Genomic DNA, 18,569 nt, shown 5'->3' on the forward strand with positions numbered 1-18,569 from the left:
TGTTCGGTACGCACACCGTAAGTCCGCGCGACCTGGCCTCGGTTGTGCAGACCGCCAAGATTCACCAGGTCAGATGTACGATCGAACAGTGCTGAATGCCTCCTGGCTATGAGCCTCCGCCACATCCTGATCGCACTCGGTGATCCACTCGTCGAACTGCAGGTCGCCCCCAACGGCCTGGAGGTCGACGTGCGCGACGTCGTGATCATGGACCCGGACGACCCGCCGGACGTGGCTCAGGGCGACCTCGCGCTGGTCATCGGTGCACGTGGCCGCGCCGCCCTGCCGCTGATCAGGGCCGCCGGACGAGCGAAAGCGGCCGCGGTCGCCGTCAAGGAGTCGTCCAAGCCGCTCGAACAGGCCGCCGTGGACGCCGGCGTGGCGTTGCTCGAAGTCAGGCCCGAGGTCCGCTGGGGCCACCTGGAGTCGCTCGCCAAGGGCGTCCTCACGACCACGACCGACGACGGCGAGGTCCTCGGCGACCTGTTCGCGCTCGCGCAGACGATTGCCACCCTGACCGGCGGCATCGTCAGCATCGAGGACACCGCGAGCCGCGTGCTCGCCTACTCGCGCTCGTCCGACGAGGTCGACGAGCTGCGCCGGCTGTCGATCCTCGGCCGTCAGGGCCCCGAGCCGTACCTGAAGATGCTCCGCGAGTGGGGCGTCTACAACCTGCTGCGCTCGGGCGAAGAGGTCGTCCGCATCGACGAACGCCCTGAGCTGGGCATCCGCCGGCGCATCGCGGTCGGCATCCACGCGGGCCGGCAGCCGCTGGGCACGATCTGGGTGCAGGAGGGCGACCAGCCGCTGACCGAGCAGGCCGAACGAGCCCTGCTCGGCGCCGCCCGCGTCACGGCACCGCACCTCATCCAGCAGCGCAACCAGCCCACGTCGAGGTTCCGCGAGAACCTCCTCGCCGCCCTGCTCACCGGCCGCATGGACGCCGCCACCGTCGCCGGCCAGATCGGCGCCGACCCGAAGAAACCCGCCGCCGTCGTGGTGTTCGCCGTGCGCAGCGCCGAGGGCGACCGCAGCGAACACGAACTCCGCCGCGCCGAGATGACCGGCCTGATCTCCGTGCACGCGGCGGCGTACCGGCGCAGCGCGCTGGTCAGCGAGTCCGGCGGCCGCACCTACGTGCTGCTGCCGGACCTCGCCCCGAACGCCCAGCTCCTGAGCCTGACCAGGGAGATCGTCACCACCGCACGCCGTCACCTGCACACGGCGGTCCAGGCGGCGGTCGGCTCGACGGTGTCCACACTGGACGACGCGCAGGTCTCCCGCCAGGAGGCCGAACGCGTGCTGGACGCGATGGCCCGCGACCTCGACGCCGAGGTGGCGACGCTCGCCGACGTCCGCTCGCAGGTGCTCGTGAGCGAGATCCTGGCGCTGCTGCAGGACAATCCGCGCATCCGGGACCCGAGGATCGACGCACTGGACCCGGAGCTCGCGAAGTCGTTGCTCGCCTACCTCGACGCGTTGGGTGACGTGCGTGCCGCAGCAGACCGGCTGCACGTGCACCCGAACACGCTCAGGTACCGGCTCAAGCGGATCGACCTGGACCTGGACGACCCGCTCGTCCGGCTCATCGCCCAGCTTCAGCTCAGGATGCGGTAGAGCAGCGCCCGTTCCGCGATCGTCCACGTGGTCGTGGTGAGCAGGTACAGCCCGGCGGCCAGCGGCAGGTACGCGGCCACCAGGATCGTCCCGAACGGCAGCACCTTGACCAGCCCGGTCATGAACCCCGGCGCGGGCGTGGTGGTCATCCGCGACTGCTGCCACTTCACGGTCACATAGGCGACCACCGCCAGCAGCCCGAACAGCACGAAGAACACCCATGCGAAGCCGGACGTGAAGTGCGCGCCGAGCGAGACGCCGAACAACGTGCCCTCCAGCAACGGGTTCGGCGTCGTCACCACCTGGTAGACGACCATGAAGAACGGGATCGTCGCGAGCATCGGCAGCATGCCCGCGAACATCGACACACCGTTGCGCTTGTAGACCTTCTGCGACTCCTCGGAGAACCGCATCAGGTCCTTGCCGTACTTCTTCTGCAGCTTCTGGATCTCGGGCGCGAGCTTGGCCTTGGCCTTCTCCCCGCGCACGGCCGCGCGGTAGAAGGGGTGCAGCGCGAGCCGCACGACGATCGTGAACAGGACGATGGCGAGCGCGGGCATGCCGAAGCCGGCCAGGGCAGCGCCCAGGTCTGCGAACAAGGGAGGTTTCTCCGTCTTGAGTTGGGACGTGCGGGACGTGTCAGAACGTCCGGCATCCCGGTGCTCGAGGACGGGACTTGCCTGCGGCATCTGGGTTTCGCAGCCGCAGTTGTGCCGTGCGCTGGGCTCGTTCGCGGATCGAGAGCGACCGCGCCGGTGCCACCGACAGCGGCACCAGCGCGACGACCACGATCAACGCGAGGGCGAGCGCGGTCACGGCCGCGACGACCTCGGTCGGAGACGAGAACAACGTGAAGGCGTAGAGGGCGGGCAGGAAGACCGCGAGCACGAGCATCGCTCGCTGCTTGGTCTCCGGCCGCCACATACCTCGCAGACTACCGAACCACGGCCGGTTCCTCGCCTCGCGGTTCACGACTCGACCAGACCTGGCCGTTCCGGGTGGTCGTAGCGCACGAAGAGGTCGGCCACCGGCTCGTAGTCGTCGAACGCGGGCAGCGTCCACTCCTCGGCGGTCTTGCGCTTCAGCGCGCCGGGGGAGAGCCACAGGTGCACGGTGAGCTCGGCCGGCAACCACCGGTCGAGCATCAAGGTGCCGTCGACGAGCACGACCCCGTTCTCCGGCACGTCGACGTACTCGGCGCGGCTGGCGCGGTCCGTGGCGGCGTTCCACAACGACGGCAGCACCTTGCCGTCCATCGCCGGGTCGAGGACCTCGCGCTGCAGGCCGCCGAAGTCGAACCAGTCGTGCCGGTAGGAGTACGAGTCGGTCCGGCCGTGTTCCAGCCGCACCGACGCCGGTCGCAGGAAGTCGTCGAGGGACACGCGCCGCACCGCGCGGCCCAAGGCGCGCAACGGTTCCACGACGGCGTCCGCGAGCGTGCCCGGCTCGGCGGCGGGTGCGCCGTCGATCAGGACACGCGTCCGGCCCGGCAGCGCTTGAACGCGGGTGACGATCTCGGCGACGAGCGTGTCGAACGTGAGCGGCCGGACCTTCACGGGTGCCAGTCCGCCCAGGCCGTGTCCCACCAGATCTCGCCGGACGCCAGCATCTTCTCGATCTTGAGCCCCTCGGCCCTGATCGCTTCCGCCTCGGCGGCGGAGTACTTGCCCGACGCCACCTGCTCCTCGAACTCGTCGAGGTCGCGCTGCTCCCACGTGCCGTCCGGCGCCAGGGTGTAGTCCAGCGCGTGGTCGAGGGTCTCGAATCCGTCCTCGACGCGGCGGTAGGGCGCCTGCAGGTTCAGGTAGTAGTTGCCGAACACCCGGTCGTCGCCCTTCCAGAACAGGTCGACGGAGTAGGCGTCCCGCGGGCGGTGCAGCATGAGCTTGCCGTGACCGCGCCAGAAGCCGCGTTCGGGCTTGTCCCACGGGTGCGGGTGGTGGTGGTCGGGGTAGGTGAGCCGGGTGCCCGGCTCGACGAACACCGCCAGCAGGCCCGGCTCGTCGACGACCACCTTGGTCGGCATCTCCGACCACACCTTGCCGTGCAGCACCTCACGCCGCACTACGACCTCACCGGGCGTGAACAACCTCATGGTCAGAACTTACGTGATCACGCTCCGCCGCGTCCTGGGCCAGCATCTTCCGCTTGAGCACCGGCACGGCGTTGGTGACGCGCAGGAACGTCCGGGAGAACGCCGCCACGACCGGTCCGATCACGGGCTTGTGGACCAGGCTGGTGCCGTCCATCATCTCGCGCGACGCCTTTACGGCCTCGAACCCGTACTCGATCATCTCCCGCTCGTACTCGCCGATCGCCTGCACGGCGTCCTTGCCCGCGTGGGCCTCGACGAGCTTGCGGCACAACAGTTCCGCGTCCCGCAGCGCCGTGTTCGCGCCGATGCCGCGGCCGGGCGTCATGATGTGCACAGAGTCGCCGATCATCGTGACGTTGCTCGGCTGCCACGGCCTCAGCCGCTCGGACGTGCGAACCCTGATCTGGAACACGGTCTCCGGAACGGCCAGCGCGAAGAGCTTGCGCAGGTGCGGGTGGAACTTCGGCGTCAGGTTCAGCACGACCTGCTTGAGCTCGGCCTGGCTCATGCCCTTCATGTCCGGGAACTTGTCGTGCGAGGCCGCGTAGCCCCACATGATGTAGTCGTCCTCGACACCCGTGCCGTCGAAGCGCATCACGTGGATGATCACGAACTCGCCGTGCGGGCCGAACACCAACGTGATGCCGCCGTCGGCCAGCGGTGGCAGCAGCTTCACGTTCTCGTCGGTCAGCGGCAGTTTGCCCGCGATCGACGTGATGCCGGTGTCGACCACCTCGGCGTCCGGCAGGTACTGCCTGCGCACCTTCGACTGCGCGCCGTCCGCGCCCACCAGCACGTCACCGGTCTCGGACGTGCCGTCGCCGAAGAACGCGGTGACGGTGCCGTCGTCGTTTTGGGTGAAGTGCGTGAACGTCTTGTCGAACCGGACGACGTCGTCCAGGCCGCCGAGCAACGCCGTGCGCATCGCGATCCGGCTGACCGACTTCTCGCTGCGGCTGGCGTCGCGGTCCGTGTCGATGTCGCCGACCAGCAGTTCCTTGTACTTCTCGGTGCGCATGACGATGTGCTTGGGCGGCCGGGCGGTGGTGCGGACGAACTCGGCGAACACATCCGGTGGCAGGCAGCTGTGCAGCGCTTTGCTGCCGTCCGGGCTGATCCCGACGCGGTAGCCGATCACCATGCTGCGCGGCGTGCGATCGCGTTCGAACAGGGCCACGTCCACGCTGGCCTTCTTCAGCCCGTGCGCCAGGCATAAGCCACCGGTGCCCGCTCCGATGATGAGTACACGCATGACAACTCCCCCTTGCCAAGTATCTTAGCAAGGAAGATATTCAGTTTCTGAGAGTCTTGTCAATCGTCCTGACTGAGTCTCCGGAGCCGGGCGGTGGCGATGGCGAGCCGGACGTCGTCCGGCGGCAGCAGCTTGACCAGCTGTTCCAGCGCCTCGACGTCGTGTTCGCCGGAGTCGGTCTGGGTGAACGTCCACAGCGCGTTCGCGTCGCCGCGCTGGAGAACCGCCTTGCGCACCCCGGTCGCCAGGTCGTCCCGCTCGGCCAGCACGACGGGTGCCTCGGAGCGGCGCAGCAGTGAGCCGCGGTACCTGCTCGCGGCCAGCGGCACGTCACCGGCCTTGAGGGCGGCCCGCACCGCGAGGAAGTCGGTCTCGACGTCGGCGGTGAGCCGGTACGGCCTGGTCGCGAGGACGTCCGGGCCCAGCTGGGCCCGCAGCCGGTGCAGCTCGGCGCGCACGGTCGTCGGGTTGCCGCGCTCGCCGTAGAGACGTAACGCGAGCTGGCCGGCCGTCAGCCTGCCCTGCAACGTCAGCGCCGCCAGGATCTCCGCGTGCCGCAACGAGATCGGCACCTCGCGGCCGTCCAGCACGACCTTGGGCTCCGGCAGCAGGAACGACAGCGACAGCACGCTGCGCCGCACGTGCCGCTGCCGGGGAACGCGCAGCAGATAGCCGTGGGCGAGCGGCTCCAGCACCGCCTCGCGGCCGTCCGGGAGTTCGACCCGGTCCGCGGAGACGTCGACGCGCGAGGGCAGCAGGCCGTACGGCTCGACGGCCACGACCCGTCCGGTCGGGCTGAGCAACGCGCCGGGCTCACCGCGCAACGCGATCAGGTGGCGCATGTTGCGCGCCCGCAGGTCCTCGTCCTGCGCGTGCATCCGGGCGAGCATCTCCGACTCGGCGAGGCGGGCCGACGCCGAGACGAGCGCCACCATCGAGGGATGAACCGTCTCGATCGGGCCGCTGAGGTCGACGACCCCGATCGTGGTTCCCGTATCGGGGTCGCGGATCGGGCTCGCCGCGCAGGTCCAGTGGTGGTAGGTCCGCACGAGGTGCTCGGCCGAGTGGACCGTGACGGGGGAGTTCACCGCCAGCGCGGTGCCCATCCCGTTCGTCCCCGCCGCACCCTCCGACCAGAGCGTTCCCTCCGCCAGGCCGACGTCCTCGGCGCTGCCGCGGGTGTCCTTGGAGCCCTCGCACCACAGGATGTGGCCCTGGGCGTCCGCGACGATCATGATGTGCTTCGCCTCTTCCGCGAAGCCCAGCAACGTCTCGCGCAGCAGCGGCAGCGTCGGGTGCAGCGGGTGCCGTTCGCGCAGGTCCGAGAGCTCGTCGGCGGCGAACACGGTCGGCGCGGTGTGCAGGTCTGGATCGACGTTGGCGGCGAGTGACCGCTGCCACGACGCGGAAATCACCGAGCGTGGCAAATCAACCGTGTGAGTACCACTCAACACGGCTTCTCTGACTCGACTCAGCAACAGTGCGTGTTGCCCAGGTTCGTGGGTCACTGATCCATCCACGGCTTGCAACGGGCATGCAACGTTCTGCTGCCTACTTTCTCATTTTCCCCACCCCGGGCATCGAGTGGCCCATCTCTGGCAGGGAGTCGAGAATGACGCAGTACGCGGCGCCGGGGCAGCCCGGCAGCGTGGTCGCGTACCGAGCGAGGTACGACCACTTCATCGGCGGCGATTACGTGTCACCCGTGACCGGCGAGTACGTCGAGAACGTCACGCCGGTGACCGGAGACGTCTTCACCGAGGTCGCCCGTGGCACCGACGCCGACCGCGCCCGTGCGATGCACGCGGCCAGTGGCGCCGCACGCGCGTGGGGGAACACCACGCCCCGAGAGCGCGCCACCGTGCTGTGCGAGATCGCGGACCGCATCGAAGAGCACGCGACCGAACTCGCCGTCGCCGAGACATGGGACAACGGCAAGCCGGTCCGTGAGGCCCTGGTCGCCGACGTCCCGATGCTGATCGAGCTGTTCCGCCAGTACGCCGCCGTCGTCCGCGCCGAGGTGGGCGAGGTCGAGCAGCTCGGCCGCAGCACCTTCGACTACCGCTCGTTCCAGCCGATCGGCGTCGTGCACGAGCGCGTCTCGTGGACGTTCCCGCTGATGAACGCGTGCCGGGTGCTCGCACCCGCGCTGGCCGCCGGCAACGCCGTGGTGCTGGAGCCCGCCCTGCAGACGCCGGCGTCGATCCACGTCCTGCTGGGCGTGATCGCCGACCTGCTGCCGCCCGGCGTCGTCAACGTCGTCACCGGCTCCGACGACCACCCCGTCGTCGCCGGCCGCTGCCCGAACATCTTCTTCTCCGACGTCACGGCGCGCCGCGACAGCTTCCTGGACAAGGCGCTGGAGGGCTTCGTGATGTTCGCGGCCAACCAGGGCGAGGTCTCCACGGCCCCGTCGCGCGCGTTGATCCAGACCGCCGTCTACGAGGAGTTCCTGCACCTCGCGACGGTCCGGACGGAGGCGTTGCGCTCGGGTGACCCGCTCGACACGGACACGATGGTCGGCGCTGTCGTGAGTCTTGCGCAACGCGATCGAGTTCTTGCGTACGTGGAGCGCGGCAAGGCCGAGGGCGCCCGCCTGGTGACCGGCGGCGAGGCCTCCGGGCACTTCGTGCAGCCCACGATCTTCGAGGGCGACCACCGTTCGGGCGTGTTCTCCGACGACGTGCTCGGTCCCGTCGTGTCGGTGACCAGGTTCGACGACCGCGACGACGCCCTGAAGATCGCCAACGAGGCCGTCGCCCAGCTCGGCGCCGGCATCTGGTGCCGCGACGTGGCACTCGCGCACAACGTCGGCCAGGACCTGCGCGCCGAACGGGTGTGGGTCAACAACTACCACGCGTACCCGGCGAACACCGCCGTGCTCGCCGGGTACCGCCGCGTGAAGCACCTGCTGGTCAGCTACTCCGACCGCGGGCAGGGCCACTTCTGAGTCACTTCTTCCACGGCACCTGAGGGCTCGCGTAGAAGTTGACGCCCTGGACCTTCCAGCGCGGCCCCTGCGCGCCCAGGCGCGGGGCGAAGCGGTCCCAGTTGTGGACAGATGCCGGAGACCAGCCGAGCTCGGCCGCGACCGGGAGCCTCGGGAACGCCATGTGCTCGATGTCGGCGGAGGTCCGGATGGTCTCCGTCCACAGTGGAGCCTCGACGCCGCGCACGCTGCCCTCGGTGACGCCCTGCAGGTACGCGCCGGGGTTCCAGCTGTAGGCGTCCCTGACCTCGACCAGGCCCGCCCAGTCCAGGCCGAGCTCGGTGTTCTCGTCGTACTTCATGTCGAGGTAGATGCGGTTCGCCGGAGACATCAGCACCTTGTTGCCCCGCTGGGCCGCCGCGGCCACGCTGGCGTCGGTCGTGGTGGTGCCCCAGAACTGCGGGATGACCGCGGTGTCCCCGGTGGTCTTGATGAACTCGTGCCAGCCGGTGGTGGTCTTGCCGTACTTCTTGACGATGGGCAGGACCCGGTTCATGAACGTCACGTAGTCGGCGTCAGGGGTGCTGTGCGCCTCGTCGCCGCCGATGTGGAAGTACGGGCCGGGGGTGATCGCGGAGACCTCCCGGACCACGTCCTCGACGAACTTGTAGGTGATGTCCTTGTTGATGCAGAGGGAGCTGAAGCCGACCTCGGTGCCGGTGTAGAGCGGGCGCTTCTTGCCGTCGCAGTTCAGCTCGGCGTAGCTCGCCTGCGCGGCGTTGGTGTGGCCCGGCATGTCGAACTCGGGGATGACCGTGATGCCCCTGCTCGCCGCGTGGGCGACGATGTCCTTGTACTGGCTCTGGGTGTAGAAGAGCTTGCCCGTCCGGCCGCCGACCTCCGTGCTGCCACCGATCCTGGTCAGCTCGGGCCAGCTGTTGATCTCCAGCCGCCAGCCCTGGTCGTCGCTCAGGTGGAGGTGGAAGTAGTTGATCTTGAACGCGGCGATCTGGTCGATGTAGCGCTTGACCTGGTCCGGGGTGAAGAAGTGGCGGGAGACGTCGAGCATCGCGCCCCGGTGGTGGTACCTGGGGTGGTCGAGGATGCTGGCGCCCGGCACCTTCCACGGGCCCGGCTGCTTCGTTCTGGCCTCGGCCTTGGGCGGGAGGAGCTGGCGCAGGGTGGCGATGCCGTTGAAGTGGCCGGCCTGGGAGTTCGCGCGGATGACCACCTGTTTCGGGGTCACGTCCAGCTGGTAGCCCTCTGGGCCGGTTTTGGGGTCCGCGCCGCCGGTCAGGACTACGCCGTGGCCTGAGATGCCGTTCGTGACAGGCAGGGCGTAGCCCGTGGAGGGACGCAGGACCTTCGCCAGCAGCTCGGCCGGTCTGCGGGCGTCCTGGGTCGTCAGCTGGATCTTGGCTGCCGCGGTCAGGGCGAAGGTGATGTCCCGGTGGGGCTGCACCTGGACCGGCTGGGGGACCAGCTCTTGGAGGGTGCTCGGGGCTGCCGCTTCTGCTGTGTTGGTCACCAGCACTCCTGATCCGGCGATCACCAGTGCCGCTAGTGCGGCCTGCAGTTGTTTCGCTTTCACGCCATCCTCCACTGGGCATTGGGGGGACTCGGCGGCGTTCGGTCACGGTTTCAGGGGCGGGATTCGGTGTCAAGGTTCAGACCAATTTCGCCGCTCTGCCCGCGTGGTCAGAGGTGTTCCTTGCTCAGCTTGTGCCACAGGGCCGGGAGGGCTGCTTCCGTCTTGTGCGCCAGCTCCACCTCCTTGCCGTAGAGCAGGCCGAACGTGAAGCCGTTCTCGTCGCCCCTGCCCAGTTCCAGCAGGACCGGGCGTGCGACCACCGAGTCCTGGTGGTCGCCCAGCACGGTTTGGACGTCCTTCGCGCGCTTGCGCAGGGCCTTGGCGTGCTTGCCGAGTGCGGGCTCGGCGACCTCGGCCGAGTAGCGCAGGCGTTTCGCCGCCTTGCGGGCCTCGTGGAGAGGTTCGTCGCTGTCGCTGGTGGCCAGTGCTTCCTCCACGCGGACGTCCAGGCGGTGGCGGGCCTTTTCCACCAGGCGCGGGAGGACGTCCTTCGCCTTGCCTGAGGCAAGGGACGTGAAAGGGGGCGTGGACAGCAGCGTGTCGATGGTGTTGAGGAGGGTGAAGTAGCGCTCGCTGTCCAGCGCGGCCACGGAGTCCTTGTGCGCCTTGGCTTCCAGCGGAGCGAAGTAGCGGGTCGTGCGGGCGGCCACGTCACCCAGGACCAGTTCCGGCGGGAGGGCGTGCAGGCCCTCTTCGAAGCGCATGCGGAGCACTTCCAGGTCGCGCGAGGTGCCCAGGACGGAGGTCAGCCACTTCAGTTCGTCGGTCAGGGCTCGGGTCTGCTCGCGGTCGACGATCTTGCCGAAGGCCTGGAGGGCCGAGCGCATGCGGCGGGTGGCCACTCGCATCTGGTGGACGGCGTCGTCCTCGTTGCGGCGGACTCGGGGGTCCTGGTTCTGGAGCGCGGCTCGTTGTTCGTAGAGGTAGGCGAGGACCACGTCGCCCGCCGTCGGCTTCTTGCCGAGGGTGGGACCTGAGTCCCGCTTCACGCCGATCACCTGGGAGAGCTTGGACTTCGAGGACGACGGGACGATGCCCGCGTCGGCCAGGTGGCGTTCGACCGTGTCGAGGAGAGCGCGGTCGCCGCTTTCGCCCAGTTCCACCTCGATCTCGCGCCACGAGGTGGTCGTGGTGGAGGAGCCCATGGTCTGGGCGGTGACCACGTCGTCGACGACCTCGGCGAGCATGTCGCCGTTGCCGTTGGAGAGCTGCCAGCGGCGGCGGTTGGTGCGGATCTCGGCCACCGGGCTCAGGTCGCCGCCCCTGGTGTGGGCGCGGACCAGGGAGGAGAGGTCCTTCGGGGGCTTCTTCACGGCGCGGCCCAGGGGGACGTGGAGTTCCTGGCGGGAGTCCTCACCTGCCGGGAGTTTGAGGTGCCAGCCCTCGTCGTTGCCACCCACCCGCCTGCGCAGCGTCACGCCGGCGCGGGCCAGGCGGTAGTCGTCGGTGTCGAAGTAGGTGGCTTCGAGATCGAACTCTTCCGGGCCGGTCGCCACGCCGGTGATCTCGGTGAGGTCCGGCAGACTCGCGTCCGATGGTGCCTCGTACTTGCGTTCGGTCTCAGTAACGGAGGTCGCCATTTTCTATTAATACCTCGTTCTGTCCGGGTTCACCCACTGTGGTGACGGTGCGTGAGGGTGGGCGCCACGGCCGGGCGGAACCACGCCTCTAATGCGTGCATTGGTCGGGTACCCGCTTTTCCCGGTCCACTGTGTCCGGTTCGCTGGTCGCGTGCCCACGGAGAAGGAACGGCTCGACGTGGTCGAGCCGCAGGTCGCCACGTTGATCAGTCACGTCGGTCAGCTCACGGCGGAACTCGAGCGCGTCACGGCCCGGCTGACGGTGCTGGAACGGCGGTTGTCCGGTGCCGGGGACGGGCCGCTGGCCGACCTCGACGCGGTGACCGGCGAGGTCGAGCCGCTGGTCGAGGCACTGCGCAGGGCGTGGGACGCCGAGCAGGAGATCCTCGCTGACCCGGCCCGGATCGCCCTCAGGCAGGAGGTGCTCGAGTTCGACGGGCTCAAGGCCCGCCGCGACGAGGCCAGGTCCAAACTGGACGGTGGGCGGGTGCCCCGGTTCGAGCGGGACGCGCTGTCGCACGAGGTGCGCCAGATGGAGTGGCTGATCAACGCGAACGAGGCCAGCGCGCGGCGGGCCGCCGAGCGGCTGGAGGCCGACGAGGACGCGATGGGCGAGCAGTGGCGCACCGAGGCCGTGCTCGCGGGGGACAAGGCCCGCGGCGAGATCAAGGACGCGGCCGAGCGGCGCATCTCGCAGGCGCTCGGGCAGTACGCGCGGATGCCGGTGTGGTTCCGGGTCGGACTGGGCGAAATCCCGACGCCGGACCCGTCGTTCTGGCTCGAGTCGGCGATCGCGGTGCTCGCGTACCGGCTGGAGTACGGCGTCACGGACGCGGTCACGCCGCTGGGCACGCCGCCGTCCGCGTCGTCCGGCAGTGAGAACTGGGTCCGCCGCGCGAACGTCCACGCCGACATCACCGACCGCCTGACGACGTTGGCCGCGACCTTCCACCTGCAGTAGCCTGTTCTGCAACCGTCGGGTTGCAGAAGGGGTGCGCGAGTGAGTCAGGTCGATGACGTCTTGGCCGCGCTCGCCGACCCGATGCGCCGGCGGATCCTCGACCTGGTCGCGGCGAAGGGTGCGGCGTCGGCGTCGGCGCTCGCCGCCGAACTGCCGGTGAGCCGGCAGGCGATCGTGAAACACCTGGGTGTGCTGGAGAAGGCGGAGCTGGTGGCCTCCGAGCGCGCCGGCCGGGAGAACAACTTCTCCGTCCGGTCGGGCGCGCTCGACGCCACCGCCTCCTGGATGGCCTCGCTCGCCTCCCAGTGGGACCAGCGGCTGGCCGCCATCAAGAAGATCGCTGAGTCATGACGGTGCCGCCGACCACGGTGGCGAGCACGGGGATCTCCGCGATGGCGTCGCTCGTGCGCGGGTCCTCGCCGAGCACGACGAGGTCCGCGAGCTTGCCCGGGGTGAGGCTGCCCAGCACGTGCTCCTTGCGGCACGCGTAGGCGCTGCCGAGCGTGTACGCGCGGATCGCCTCCTCCACGGTGATCGCCTCGTCCGGTCCGACCGCCCGGCCGCTGGACGACCTCCGGCGCACCATGAACTCGATGGCGCGCAACGGTGCCCCGTCCGCGACCGGCCGGTCCGAGCTGCCCGCGACGGTGATGCCGTGGTCGAGGAACGACCGTCCGCGGTACATCCACGGCGCCCGGCGCGGGCCCATGATCTCGCTGTAGTCGTCGCCGTAGGAGTGCAGGAACGTCGGCTGGACGACGGGAACCAGGCCGAGCGCGGCGATCCGGCCGAGCTGGTCCGGGCGGACGAGCCCGCAGTGCTCGACGCGGTGCCGGGCGTCGGGGCGCGGGCGTTGCCGTTGCGCTTCTTGGACCGCGTCCAAGGTGAAGTCGATGGCCCTGTCGCCGATCGCGTGGATCGCGAGCTGCCAGCCGGCGTGGTGGCCGTCGATGATCGCCGCCCGCATGAACTCCTCGGACTCGGCGAGCTGACCCGAGCCACCGGTCCCGAGGTACGGCTCGGACAACGCGGCCGTGCGCGCCATCATGCCGCCGTCGGTCCACAGCTTCAGGGCTCCCAACGACAGCATGTCGTCGCCGAAACCGGTGTGCAGCCCGAGGTCGATCGCGCGCGGAACGCCGTCGGACGGGTCGGCGGTGACGTCGTGCAGGACGTGCGCGGACACCATGAGCTGCACGCGGATCGGCAGCCGGGCGCGTTGGTACGCGGCGGCTTCGAGGGGGCTGCTGGCGATCAGGCCCGCGCCGATGCCCGCCTCCGCGCACATCGTCACGCCCTCGGACAGCACCTGACGGGCGCTCTCGCGCAGCTCGGCGGTGATCTCGTCGAGCGAGTGCGGCAGCCGCAACGTGCGGGCGGCCAGTTGCTCGTTCTCGGTCAGCCAGCCGTCACTCGTGATCTCCGGAAGTTGCTTCAGCACCACGGAGTTCACGACGCAGGCGTGACCGGACAGGTCGGCGACGTACACCGACCGGCCGTCGCTGATCCGGTCGAGGTCCAGCGCGGTGAGCGGGCGGTCCATGATCCGGCGGTCGTAACCGGACGCCTCGATCCAGCCCGTGCCGGGGGCGTTGGCGAGGCGGTCGAGGATCTGGGAGACCGTCGTCAGGCCGGTGATGTCGATCGCGCGGCGGCCGTTCCACGCGAGGTGCGTGTGGGCGTCGATGAAACCGGGCAGCACCACGGCTCCGCCCAGGTCGACGGTCTCGGTCGCGGGCAGGTCCGCGACCTGCTCGTCCAGTCCCGCGATGCGGCCCTGCCAGATGCCGATCGTGTGCGCGGCGGGGCGTGCCGGGTCCATCGTGATGGCCCGGCAGCCCGTCAGCTTGAGGTCGAGTCTCACGCGGTCGCGAGGACCGGCACGGGAGTGTTGGTCAGCACGGACGTCAGGATCTCACCCGACCGCACCGCGACGTTGGACAGCAGCGACGACGTGATGCCGTGCGAGTGCTCAGTGCCGCCCTGCAGGTAGATGCCGCCCCTGAGCGACGTCTGAAGGCGGTAATCGCGGCCGACGACCAGACGGCCGGCCTCGTCGCGTGCGCACGTCTCGTCCAGCGAACCGAGAACCGGCGCGGCCTCGTCGTAGCCGGTCGCGAGCAGCACGAGATCGGTGTCGACGAACTCCTGCTCACCGGTGACGAGCGACTGGATCACCGCACGCGCGCCGTCCGCAGACTCCTCCACCGCGACGAGCCGGGTCATCTTCATCATCTTCAGGCGCTCGGTGCCCAGCACCTTCTCCTGGTACGCGGTGCGGTAGAGCTGCGCGATCAGGTCGACGTCGACCACGGAGTAGTTGGTGTTGCGGTGGTAGTCCATCAACCGCTGCTTCACGGCGTCCGGGGCGTCGTAGTAGTGGTCGACGGCCTCGGGGTCGAAGATCCGGTTCGCGAACGAGCTGTCGTCCGCGGGGGAGTAGCCGTAGCGGGAGAACACCGAGCACACCTCGGCGCCGGGAAACTGGCGGTGCAGGTACGCCACGGCCTCCGCGGCGCTCTGCCCGGCACCGACGACGACGCAGCGCTTCGGGTCCTTCAGCGTGCCGACGCGGTGCAGGAACTCGCTGTTGTGCCACACGCGGTCCGACAGCGTGATGCCCTCGGGCACGGTCGGGCGCAGTCCGGTCGCGAAGACGAGGTTGCGGGCGTGGTACACGTCACCAGTGGCCGTTGTCACCTCGAACAGGTCGTCCTGGATCGCTTCCACGCCAACGGCTTCGGTGCCGTAGGTGACCACGTCGTCGACCTGGGCCGCGGCCCACTCGAAGTAGTCGTGGAACTCGACGCGCAGCGGGAACAGGTTCTTGTGGTTGACGAAGTCGATCAGCCGGCCGCGGTCCCGCAGGTAGCACAGGAACGAGAAACGACTGGTCGGGTTCCGCATGGTGACGAGGTCCTTGAGGAACGACACCTGCATGGTGGCGTCGTCCAGGAGCATGCCCCGATGCCACCCGAACGCCTCCTGGCGTTCCAGGAACACCGCGGTGACAGGGGTTTCGGCCTGCTCGTTGTGCTCGGTCAGAGCGATGGCGAGCGCCAGGTTCGAAGGACCGAACCCGATACCGACGATGTCGTAGATCGGATGCATGAGCACCGAACTTAGGGCAGCCTAAGCTGCCTTGGCAAGCCGTCAGTTAGGTTAGCCTGACCGTATCGCACCGGAGTGAAGGAGGACACCCCCATGAGGGTCGTCATGTTCGGGTTCCAGACCTGGGGTCATCGCACCCTGCAGGCACTTTTGGCGTCCGAGCACGAGGTCGTCCTGGTGGTGACCCACCCCAAGGGAGAGGGCGCGTACGAGAAGGTCTGGAGCGATTCGGTCGAGGACCTGGCCCGCGAGAACGGCGTCGAGGTCCTGGTCCGCGAACGCCCGGAGGACCAGGAGCTGCTCGACGCGCTCAAGGCCGCCGAGCCGGACGTGATCGTCGCCTGCAACTGGCGGACGTGGATCCCGCCGCAGGTCTTCGCGCTGCCCAAGCACGGCACGTTGAACGTGCACGACTCGCTGCTGCCGAAGTACGCGGGCTTCTCGCCGTTGATCTGGGCGCTTCTCAACGACGAGAAGGAAGTCGGCGTGACGGCGCACATGATGGACGACACGCTCGACGCCGGCGACATCGTGCTGCAGCGCTCGGTCCCGGTCGGCCCGCGCGACACCACGGCCGTGCTGTTCGAGAAGACGCTGGAGCTCTTCGGTCCGATCACGGTCGACGGCCTCGCCGAGATCGCGTCCGGCCGCACGGACTTCCAGAAGCAGGACCGTTCGCAGGCCTCGTTCTTCCACAAGCGCGCCGAGGAAGATCTGCGCATCGACTTCACCTGGACCGCCGAGGAGCTGGACCGCCTGGTGCGCGCGCAGTGCGCGCCGTACCCGAGCGCGTTCTGCTTCCACCGCGGCCAGCGCCTGGAGATCATCGAGGCGGACGTCTCCGCCGAGGTCTACGGCGGCACTCCCGGCCGGATCTTCTACCGCGAGGGCGACGGCGTGGCGATCGTCGCCGGCGCCGAGGCCCGGCGCGGCAGGAGCAAGGCGTTGCTGGTCAAGAAGGTTCGTACCGCGGATGGCACCGAGCTCAAGGCGCACGAGTACTTCAAGCACATGGGCGGCTACCTGACCTCGCGTCCGTAGTCCCGACACGCTGATCACGGGCCGGGTGACCGGTCCGTGATCAGCATGGTCGATCATGGGCGCATGAATCGCGCGGCGGTGACGTCACTGGTGGTCTTCGTGCTGCTCGTGGCGGTCGGCTGGTACCTCACGAATCTCCAGTCGTCCCAGCAGAATCCGCCCACGACGCCCGCGCCCGTTCCGACCGGTTCGTCGGACCTCGCCGCCCTGAAGATCGCGCCGGAGGGCAAGATGGCCGGCTACAGCCGCGACCGCTTCCCGCACTGGGCCTCGCAGGGAAACTCCTGTGACACCAGGGAGATCGTGCTGCAGCGCCAGGGCGCCGACGTGAAGACGGACAAGGACTGCAAGGCGACCTCGGGCACCTGGAACAGCGTCTACGACGGCGTGGTGATCAAGGAAGCGGGTGACGTCGACATCGACCACACCGTGCCGCTGGCGGAAGCGTGGCGGTCGGGTGCCGACAAGTGGACCGACGACGAGCGCAAGGCGTTCGCCAACGACCTCGGCGGCGTCCAGTTGATCGCGGTGACCGCGAAGTCCAACCGCTCCAAGGGTGACCAGGACCCGGCGAAGTGGAAGCCGCCGGTCACGGCGTACGGGTGCACGTACGCGCAGCACTGGATCTCGGTGAAGATCGCCTACAAGCTGACCGTGGACCAGCCGGAGCACGACGCCTTGGCGGGGTTGCTCAAGACCTGCTGATCGGCCCGGTCCACCGCGGCCGGAAATCGTCGGGAAACGCGAACCCCAGGTGCTCCACGGCCTCCGCCCACGCGATCCCGGGCGCGCCCTTCGGCTCTTGCCTGAGCGACCTGGTCCGCGCCCCCGACGACTCCTCCCCCGTGAGGGTTCTACGACACGGCCCGACCCTCCTTGACGGACCGCGTCGTCTCTCCCCCTACCCGACCTGAACGGACTCGAACAGACCGGACAGCTTCCAGTGCGTCACGTACCCCATCGCCTCGGCGGCGATCAGCACGTCGAGCTTGCCGAGGTTCGTGCGCGCCGGCATCTGGTACGCCTTGCCGCGCCGCGCGTCGAGCACCATCGGGATGGCGCCGGGCAGCGTGTCCGCGACCGTGTGCTGCAGGATCCGCAACCCGACGTTGGCCGCCTCCCTCGTCAGCGGCACCTCCTTGGTGTGCACCAGCACCGCGTACGTCGTGCCGTCCTTCTTGCGCAGCCCCAGGTGCGGCCGCACCTTCAGGGTCAGTTCGCCGGCGCGGTAGGTGGCGCCCTCCACCGGCACCCCCGTCGCCTTGAACGACGCCAGCCAGGGCAGGAAGCCGTCGGCGATCTCCTCGAACGCCCGCGGCTGCCCCGTGCGGTTGGCGCTCATGATCGCCTTCTTGAGCTCGATCTCGGGTTCGGTCGAGTTGACCGCTCGTCGCATGGCGTCGCGGATCGGGTTGTAGAACCCGCACACCCGCGTGTCGGAGGCCAGGTACATCCCCCGCTGTTCCGACACGATGTTGATGCGTCCACGCTGACCGCTCATGACGTACTCGGTGAACGACAATGCGGTGACGCTGACGTTGTTGTCCGGCAACGTTTTCTCCCCTCGTACCGCGAGCTTCACCTGACGTTATCCGAGGGGTCTGACAAAAACGGGCCTGCTCCGAACGGCGCAACCGCTACTCAGCGTTGAGCGGTCACCCGAGTAGGTGACACGCAGAGTTGCGACCTGGATCGCAATCGGTAAACGGACGGTGACGGACCGGCAACCGATCAAGCGGATGACCGTTCGTCTGCCGTTCGTCGACGCTCATCGAACGCTTACCGCAAGACCAGCGGAAGTAACCCTCCGTAGAAGATCAACTCAGGAGAATGGATCCGTCAGGAGGAATCACGGCGAGGGAGCACGATGGCGGTAAGGGCGGAGCGTTCACCCGATAGAGCGGGTGACGTGGAAGATCCGCAGCCGCGGCAGTGGGGGAGGTGGCTGGTCCACCCCGGCAACTGGCCGCACGCGATGCAGGTGACGGTCATCCTCGTGCTGATCGCGCTGCTGCTGTGGGCCATCGCCGTCACGCTCGGTCCGGACCAGGCCTTCATCGTCGGCTCCGCGGGCATCGCGGCCAAGCTGATCTGCATGTACCTCGACACCCGCGCGCAGAACTAACTCCCGTACCTCTCTGCGGCCCGCGCCTTGGCCTTCGCCGCCTCGACCTCGCGGTCCTTCGGCGGCGCCGTGGTCACCAGCGCGTCGAGCAGTTCCTGCGTCGCCGCAGCCACCGCCGCGACCGCCCTGTCGAACGCGGCCTGGTTCACCGCGGACGGTTTCGTCGCCCCGGCCACCTTCCGCACGTACTGCAGCGCCGCGGCCTGCACCTCGTCGGACGTGGCGGGCGGTTCGAAGTTGTGGAGCACCCGGATGTTTCGGCACATG

General features: G+C 68.9%; 19 protein-coding genes. 7 read left to right on the forward strand and 12 right to left on the reverse strand.

From position 1 onward, the window contains the following. The first annotated feature begins 108 nt into the window (after positions 1 to 108). Positions 109 to 1,617, forward strand: coding sequence for a helix-turn-helix domain-containing protein (locus tag AB0M48_RS17010; protein ID WP_363842243.1), 1,509 nt, complete (start codon positions 109 to 111; stop codon positions 1,615 to 1,617). Here AB0M48_RS17010 and yidC read toward each other — a convergent pair. Genes yidC through AB0M48_RS17040 form a run of 6 tightly spaced genes read right to left on the reverse strand, consistent with a single transcriptional unit; the run spans position 1,599 to position 6,379 of the window. Beyond that, positions 1,599 to 2,216 (reverse strand): membrane protein insertase YidC, encoded by a 618-nt coding sequence (gene yidC / locus AB0M48_RS17015; RefSeq protein ID WP_363842246.1) that lies wholly within the window; start codon positions 2,214 to 2,216, stop codon positions 1,599 to 1,601. The two genes, AB0M48_RS17010 and yidC, sit on opposite strands and share 19 nt — an antisense overlap. A gap of 40 nt (positions 2,217 to 2,256) precedes the next feature. Then, positions 2,257 to 2,541, reverse strand: coding sequence for a DUF6412 domain-containing protein (locus tag AB0M48_RS17020; RefSeq protein WP_229905080.1), 285 nt, complete (start codon positions 2,539 to 2,541; stop codon positions 2,257 to 2,259). Positions 2,542 to 2,585: 44 nt separating this feature from the next. Next, positions 2,586 to 3,203 (reverse strand): uridine kinase, encoded by a 618-nt coding sequence (locus AB0M48_RS17025; protein ID WP_363842251.1) that lies wholly within the window; start codon positions 3,201 to 3,203, stop codon positions 2,586 to 2,588. Beyond that, positions 3,170 to 3,712: a DUF402 domain-containing protein gene (locus AB0M48_RS17030; protein WP_363842254.1), complete on the reverse strand. Its 543-nt coding sequence runs from the start codon at positions 3,710 to 3,712 to the stop codon at positions 3,170 to 3,172. The genes AB0M48_RS17025 and AB0M48_RS17030 overlap by 34 nt, the downstream gene beginning before the upstream one ends. Next, entirely contained in the window at positions 3,690 to 4,964 is a 1,275-nt protein-coding gene (locus tag AB0M48_RS17035; RefSeq protein ID WP_363842257.1) for an NAD(P)/FAD-dependent oxidoreductase, read from the reverse strand. The genes AB0M48_RS17030 and AB0M48_RS17035 overlap by 23 nt, the downstream gene beginning before the upstream one ends. Positions 4,965 to 5,023: 59 nt before the next feature. Further along, positions 5,024 to 6,379, reverse strand: coding sequence for a GAF domain-containing protein (locus AB0M48_RS17040; protein WP_363842260.1), 1,356 nt, complete (start codon positions 6,377 to 6,379; stop codon positions 5,024 to 5,026). A gap of 197 nt (positions 6,380 to 6,576) precedes the next feature. Here AB0M48_RS17040 and AB0M48_RS17045 point away from each other — a divergent pair, with 197 nt between their 5' ends. Beyond that, positions 6,577 to 7,914: an aldehyde dehydrogenase family protein gene (locus AB0M48_RS17045; protein WP_363842263.1), complete on the forward strand. Its 1,338-nt coding sequence runs from the start codon at positions 6,577 to 6,579 to the stop codon at positions 7,912 to 7,914. A gap of 1 nt (position 7,915) precedes the next feature. On the opposite strand, the gene AB0M48_RS17050 is transcribed toward AB0M48_RS17045, so the two are convergent. After that, the gene (locus AB0M48_RS17050) at positions 7,916 to 9,484 is read right to left on the reverse strand and encodes a beta-N-acetylhexosaminidase (protein ID WP_363842266.1); all 1,569 of its coding nucleotides are present in this window, start codon (positions 9,482 to 9,484) and stop codon (positions 7,916 to 7,918) included. A gap of 107 nt (positions 9,485 to 9,591) precedes the next feature. Next, a complete protein-coding gene (locus tag AB0M48_RS17055; RefSeq protein ID WP_363842269.1) occupies positions 9,592 to 11,064 on the reverse strand; it encodes a CYTH and CHAD domain-containing protein in 1,473 nt (490 codons plus the stop codon). Positions 11,065 to 11,215: 151 nt separating this feature from the next. Between AB0M48_RS17055 and AB0M48_RS17060 the strand changes: the two genes are divergently transcribed. Then, a complete protein-coding gene (locus tag AB0M48_RS17060) occupies positions 11,216 to 12,025 on the forward strand; it encodes a hypothetical protein (RefSeq protein WP_363842272.1) in 810 nt (269 codons plus the stop codon). Between the two features lie 39 nt (positions 12,026 to 12,064). Continuing rightward, entirely contained in the window at positions 12,065 to 12,376 is a 312-nt protein-coding gene (locus AB0M48_RS17065; protein WP_363842275.1) for a helix-turn-helix domain-containing protein, read from the forward strand. Here AB0M48_RS17065 and AB0M48_RS17070 read toward each other — a convergent pair. Both AB0M48_RS17070 and AB0M48_RS17075 read right to left on the reverse strand, forming a co-directional pair. Beyond that, positions 12,354 to 13,889, reverse strand: a complete 1,536-nt coding sequence (locus AB0M48_RS17070) for an amidohydrolase (RefSeq protein WP_363842279.1) — start codon at positions 13,887 to 13,889, stop codon at positions 12,354 to 12,356. The two genes, AB0M48_RS17065 and AB0M48_RS17070, sit on opposite strands and share 23 nt — an antisense overlap. Beyond that, positions 13,886 to 15,136 (reverse strand): SidA/IucD/PvdA family monooxygenase, encoded by a 1,251-nt coding sequence (locus tag AB0M48_RS17075; RefSeq protein ID WP_363842282.1) that lies wholly within the window; start codon positions 15,134 to 15,136, stop codon positions 13,886 to 13,888. The genes AB0M48_RS17070 and AB0M48_RS17075 overlap by 4 nt, the downstream gene beginning before the upstream one ends. Positions 15,137 to 15,229: 93 nt before the next feature. Between AB0M48_RS17075 and AB0M48_RS17080 the strand changes: the two genes are divergently transcribed. Beyond that, positions 15,230 to 16,177: a methionyl-tRNA formyltransferase gene (locus AB0M48_RS17080; RefSeq protein ID WP_319986689.1), complete on the forward strand. Its 948-nt coding sequence runs from the start codon at positions 15,230 to 15,232 to the stop codon at positions 16,175 to 16,177. Positions 16,178 to 16,240: 63 nt separating this feature from the next. Next, positions 16,241 to 16,882 (forward strand): HNH endonuclease family protein, encoded by a 642-nt coding sequence (locus AB0M48_RS17085; RefSeq protein WP_363842286.1) that lies wholly within the window; start codon positions 16,241 to 16,243, stop codon positions 16,880 to 16,882. A gap of 196 nt (positions 16,883 to 17,078) precedes the next feature. Here the strand turns inward: AB0M48_RS17085 and AB0M48_RS17090 are convergent, their stop codons facing one another. Then, positions 17,079 to 17,729, reverse strand: coding sequence for a hypothetical protein (locus AB0M48_RS17090; RefSeq protein WP_363842289.1), 651 nt, complete (start codon positions 17,727 to 17,729; stop codon positions 17,079 to 17,081). 357 nt (positions 17,730 to 18,086) lie between these two features. Here AB0M48_RS17090 and AB0M48_RS17095 point away from each other — a divergent pair, with 357 nt between their 5' ends. Continuing rightward, positions 18,087 to 18,302, forward strand: a complete 216-nt coding sequence (locus tag AB0M48_RS17095; protein ID WP_363842292.1) for a hypothetical protein — start codon at positions 18,087 to 18,089, stop codon at positions 18,300 to 18,302. On the opposite strand, the gene AB0M48_RS17100 is transcribed toward AB0M48_RS17095, so the two are convergent. Further along, positions 18,299 to 18,568: a DUF2277 domain-containing protein gene (locus AB0M48_RS17100; protein ID WP_363842295.1), complete on the reverse strand. Its 270-nt coding sequence runs from the start codon at positions 18,566 to 18,568 to the stop codon at positions 18,299 to 18,301. The two genes, AB0M48_RS17095 and AB0M48_RS17100, sit on opposite strands and share 4 nt — an antisense overlap. Between the last annotated feature and the right edge of the window lies 1 nt (position 18,569).

The sequence above is a fragment of the Lentzea sp. NPDC051208 genome (assembly GCF_040682435.1).
Classification (GTDB): Bacteria; Actinomycetota; Actinomycetes; order Mycobacteriales; family Pseudonocardiaceae; genus Lentzea; species Lentzea kristufekii.

Coding starts and splice junctions, on each gene's coding strand:
- AB0M48_RS17010 (WP_363842243.1), top strand. CDS start 109: ATGAGCCTCCGCCACATCCTGATCGCACTCGGTGATCCACTCGTCGAA.
- AB0M48_RS17020 (WP_229905080.1), bottom strand. CDS start 2,541: ATGTGGCGGCCGGAGACCAAGCAGCGAGCGATGCTCGTGCTCGCGGTC.
- AB0M48_RS17030 (WP_363842254.1), bottom strand. CDS start 3,712: ATGAGGTTGTTCACGCCCGGTGAGGTCGTAGTGCGGCGTGAGGTGCTG.
- AB0M48_RS17035 (WP_363842257.1), bottom strand. CDS start 4,964: ATGCGTGTACTCATCATCGGAGCGGGCACCGGTGGCTTATGCCTGGCG.
- AB0M48_RS17045 (WP_363842263.1), top strand. CDS start 6,577: ATGACGCAGTACGCGGCGCCGGGGCAGCCCGGCAGCGTGGTCGCGTAC.
- AB0M48_RS17055 (WP_363842269.1), bottom strand. CDS start 11,064: ATGGCGACCTCCGTTACTGAGACCGAACGCAAGTACGAGGCACCATCG.
- AB0M48_RS17075 (WP_363842282.1), bottom strand. CDS start 15,136: ATGCATCCGATCTACGACATCGTCGGTATCGGGTTCGGTCCTTCGAAC.
- AB0M48_RS17080 (WP_319986689.1), top strand. CDS start 15,230: ATGAGGGTCGTCATGTTCGGGTTCCAGACCTGGGGTCATCGCACCCTG.
- AB0M48_RS17085 (WP_363842286.1), top strand. CDS start 16,241: ATGAATCGCGCGGCGGTGACGTCACTGGTGGTCTTCGTGCTGCTCGTG.
- AB0M48_RS17100 (WP_363842295.1), bottom strand. CDS start 18,568: ATGTGCCGAAACATCCGGGTGCTCCACAACTTCGAACCGCCCGCCACG.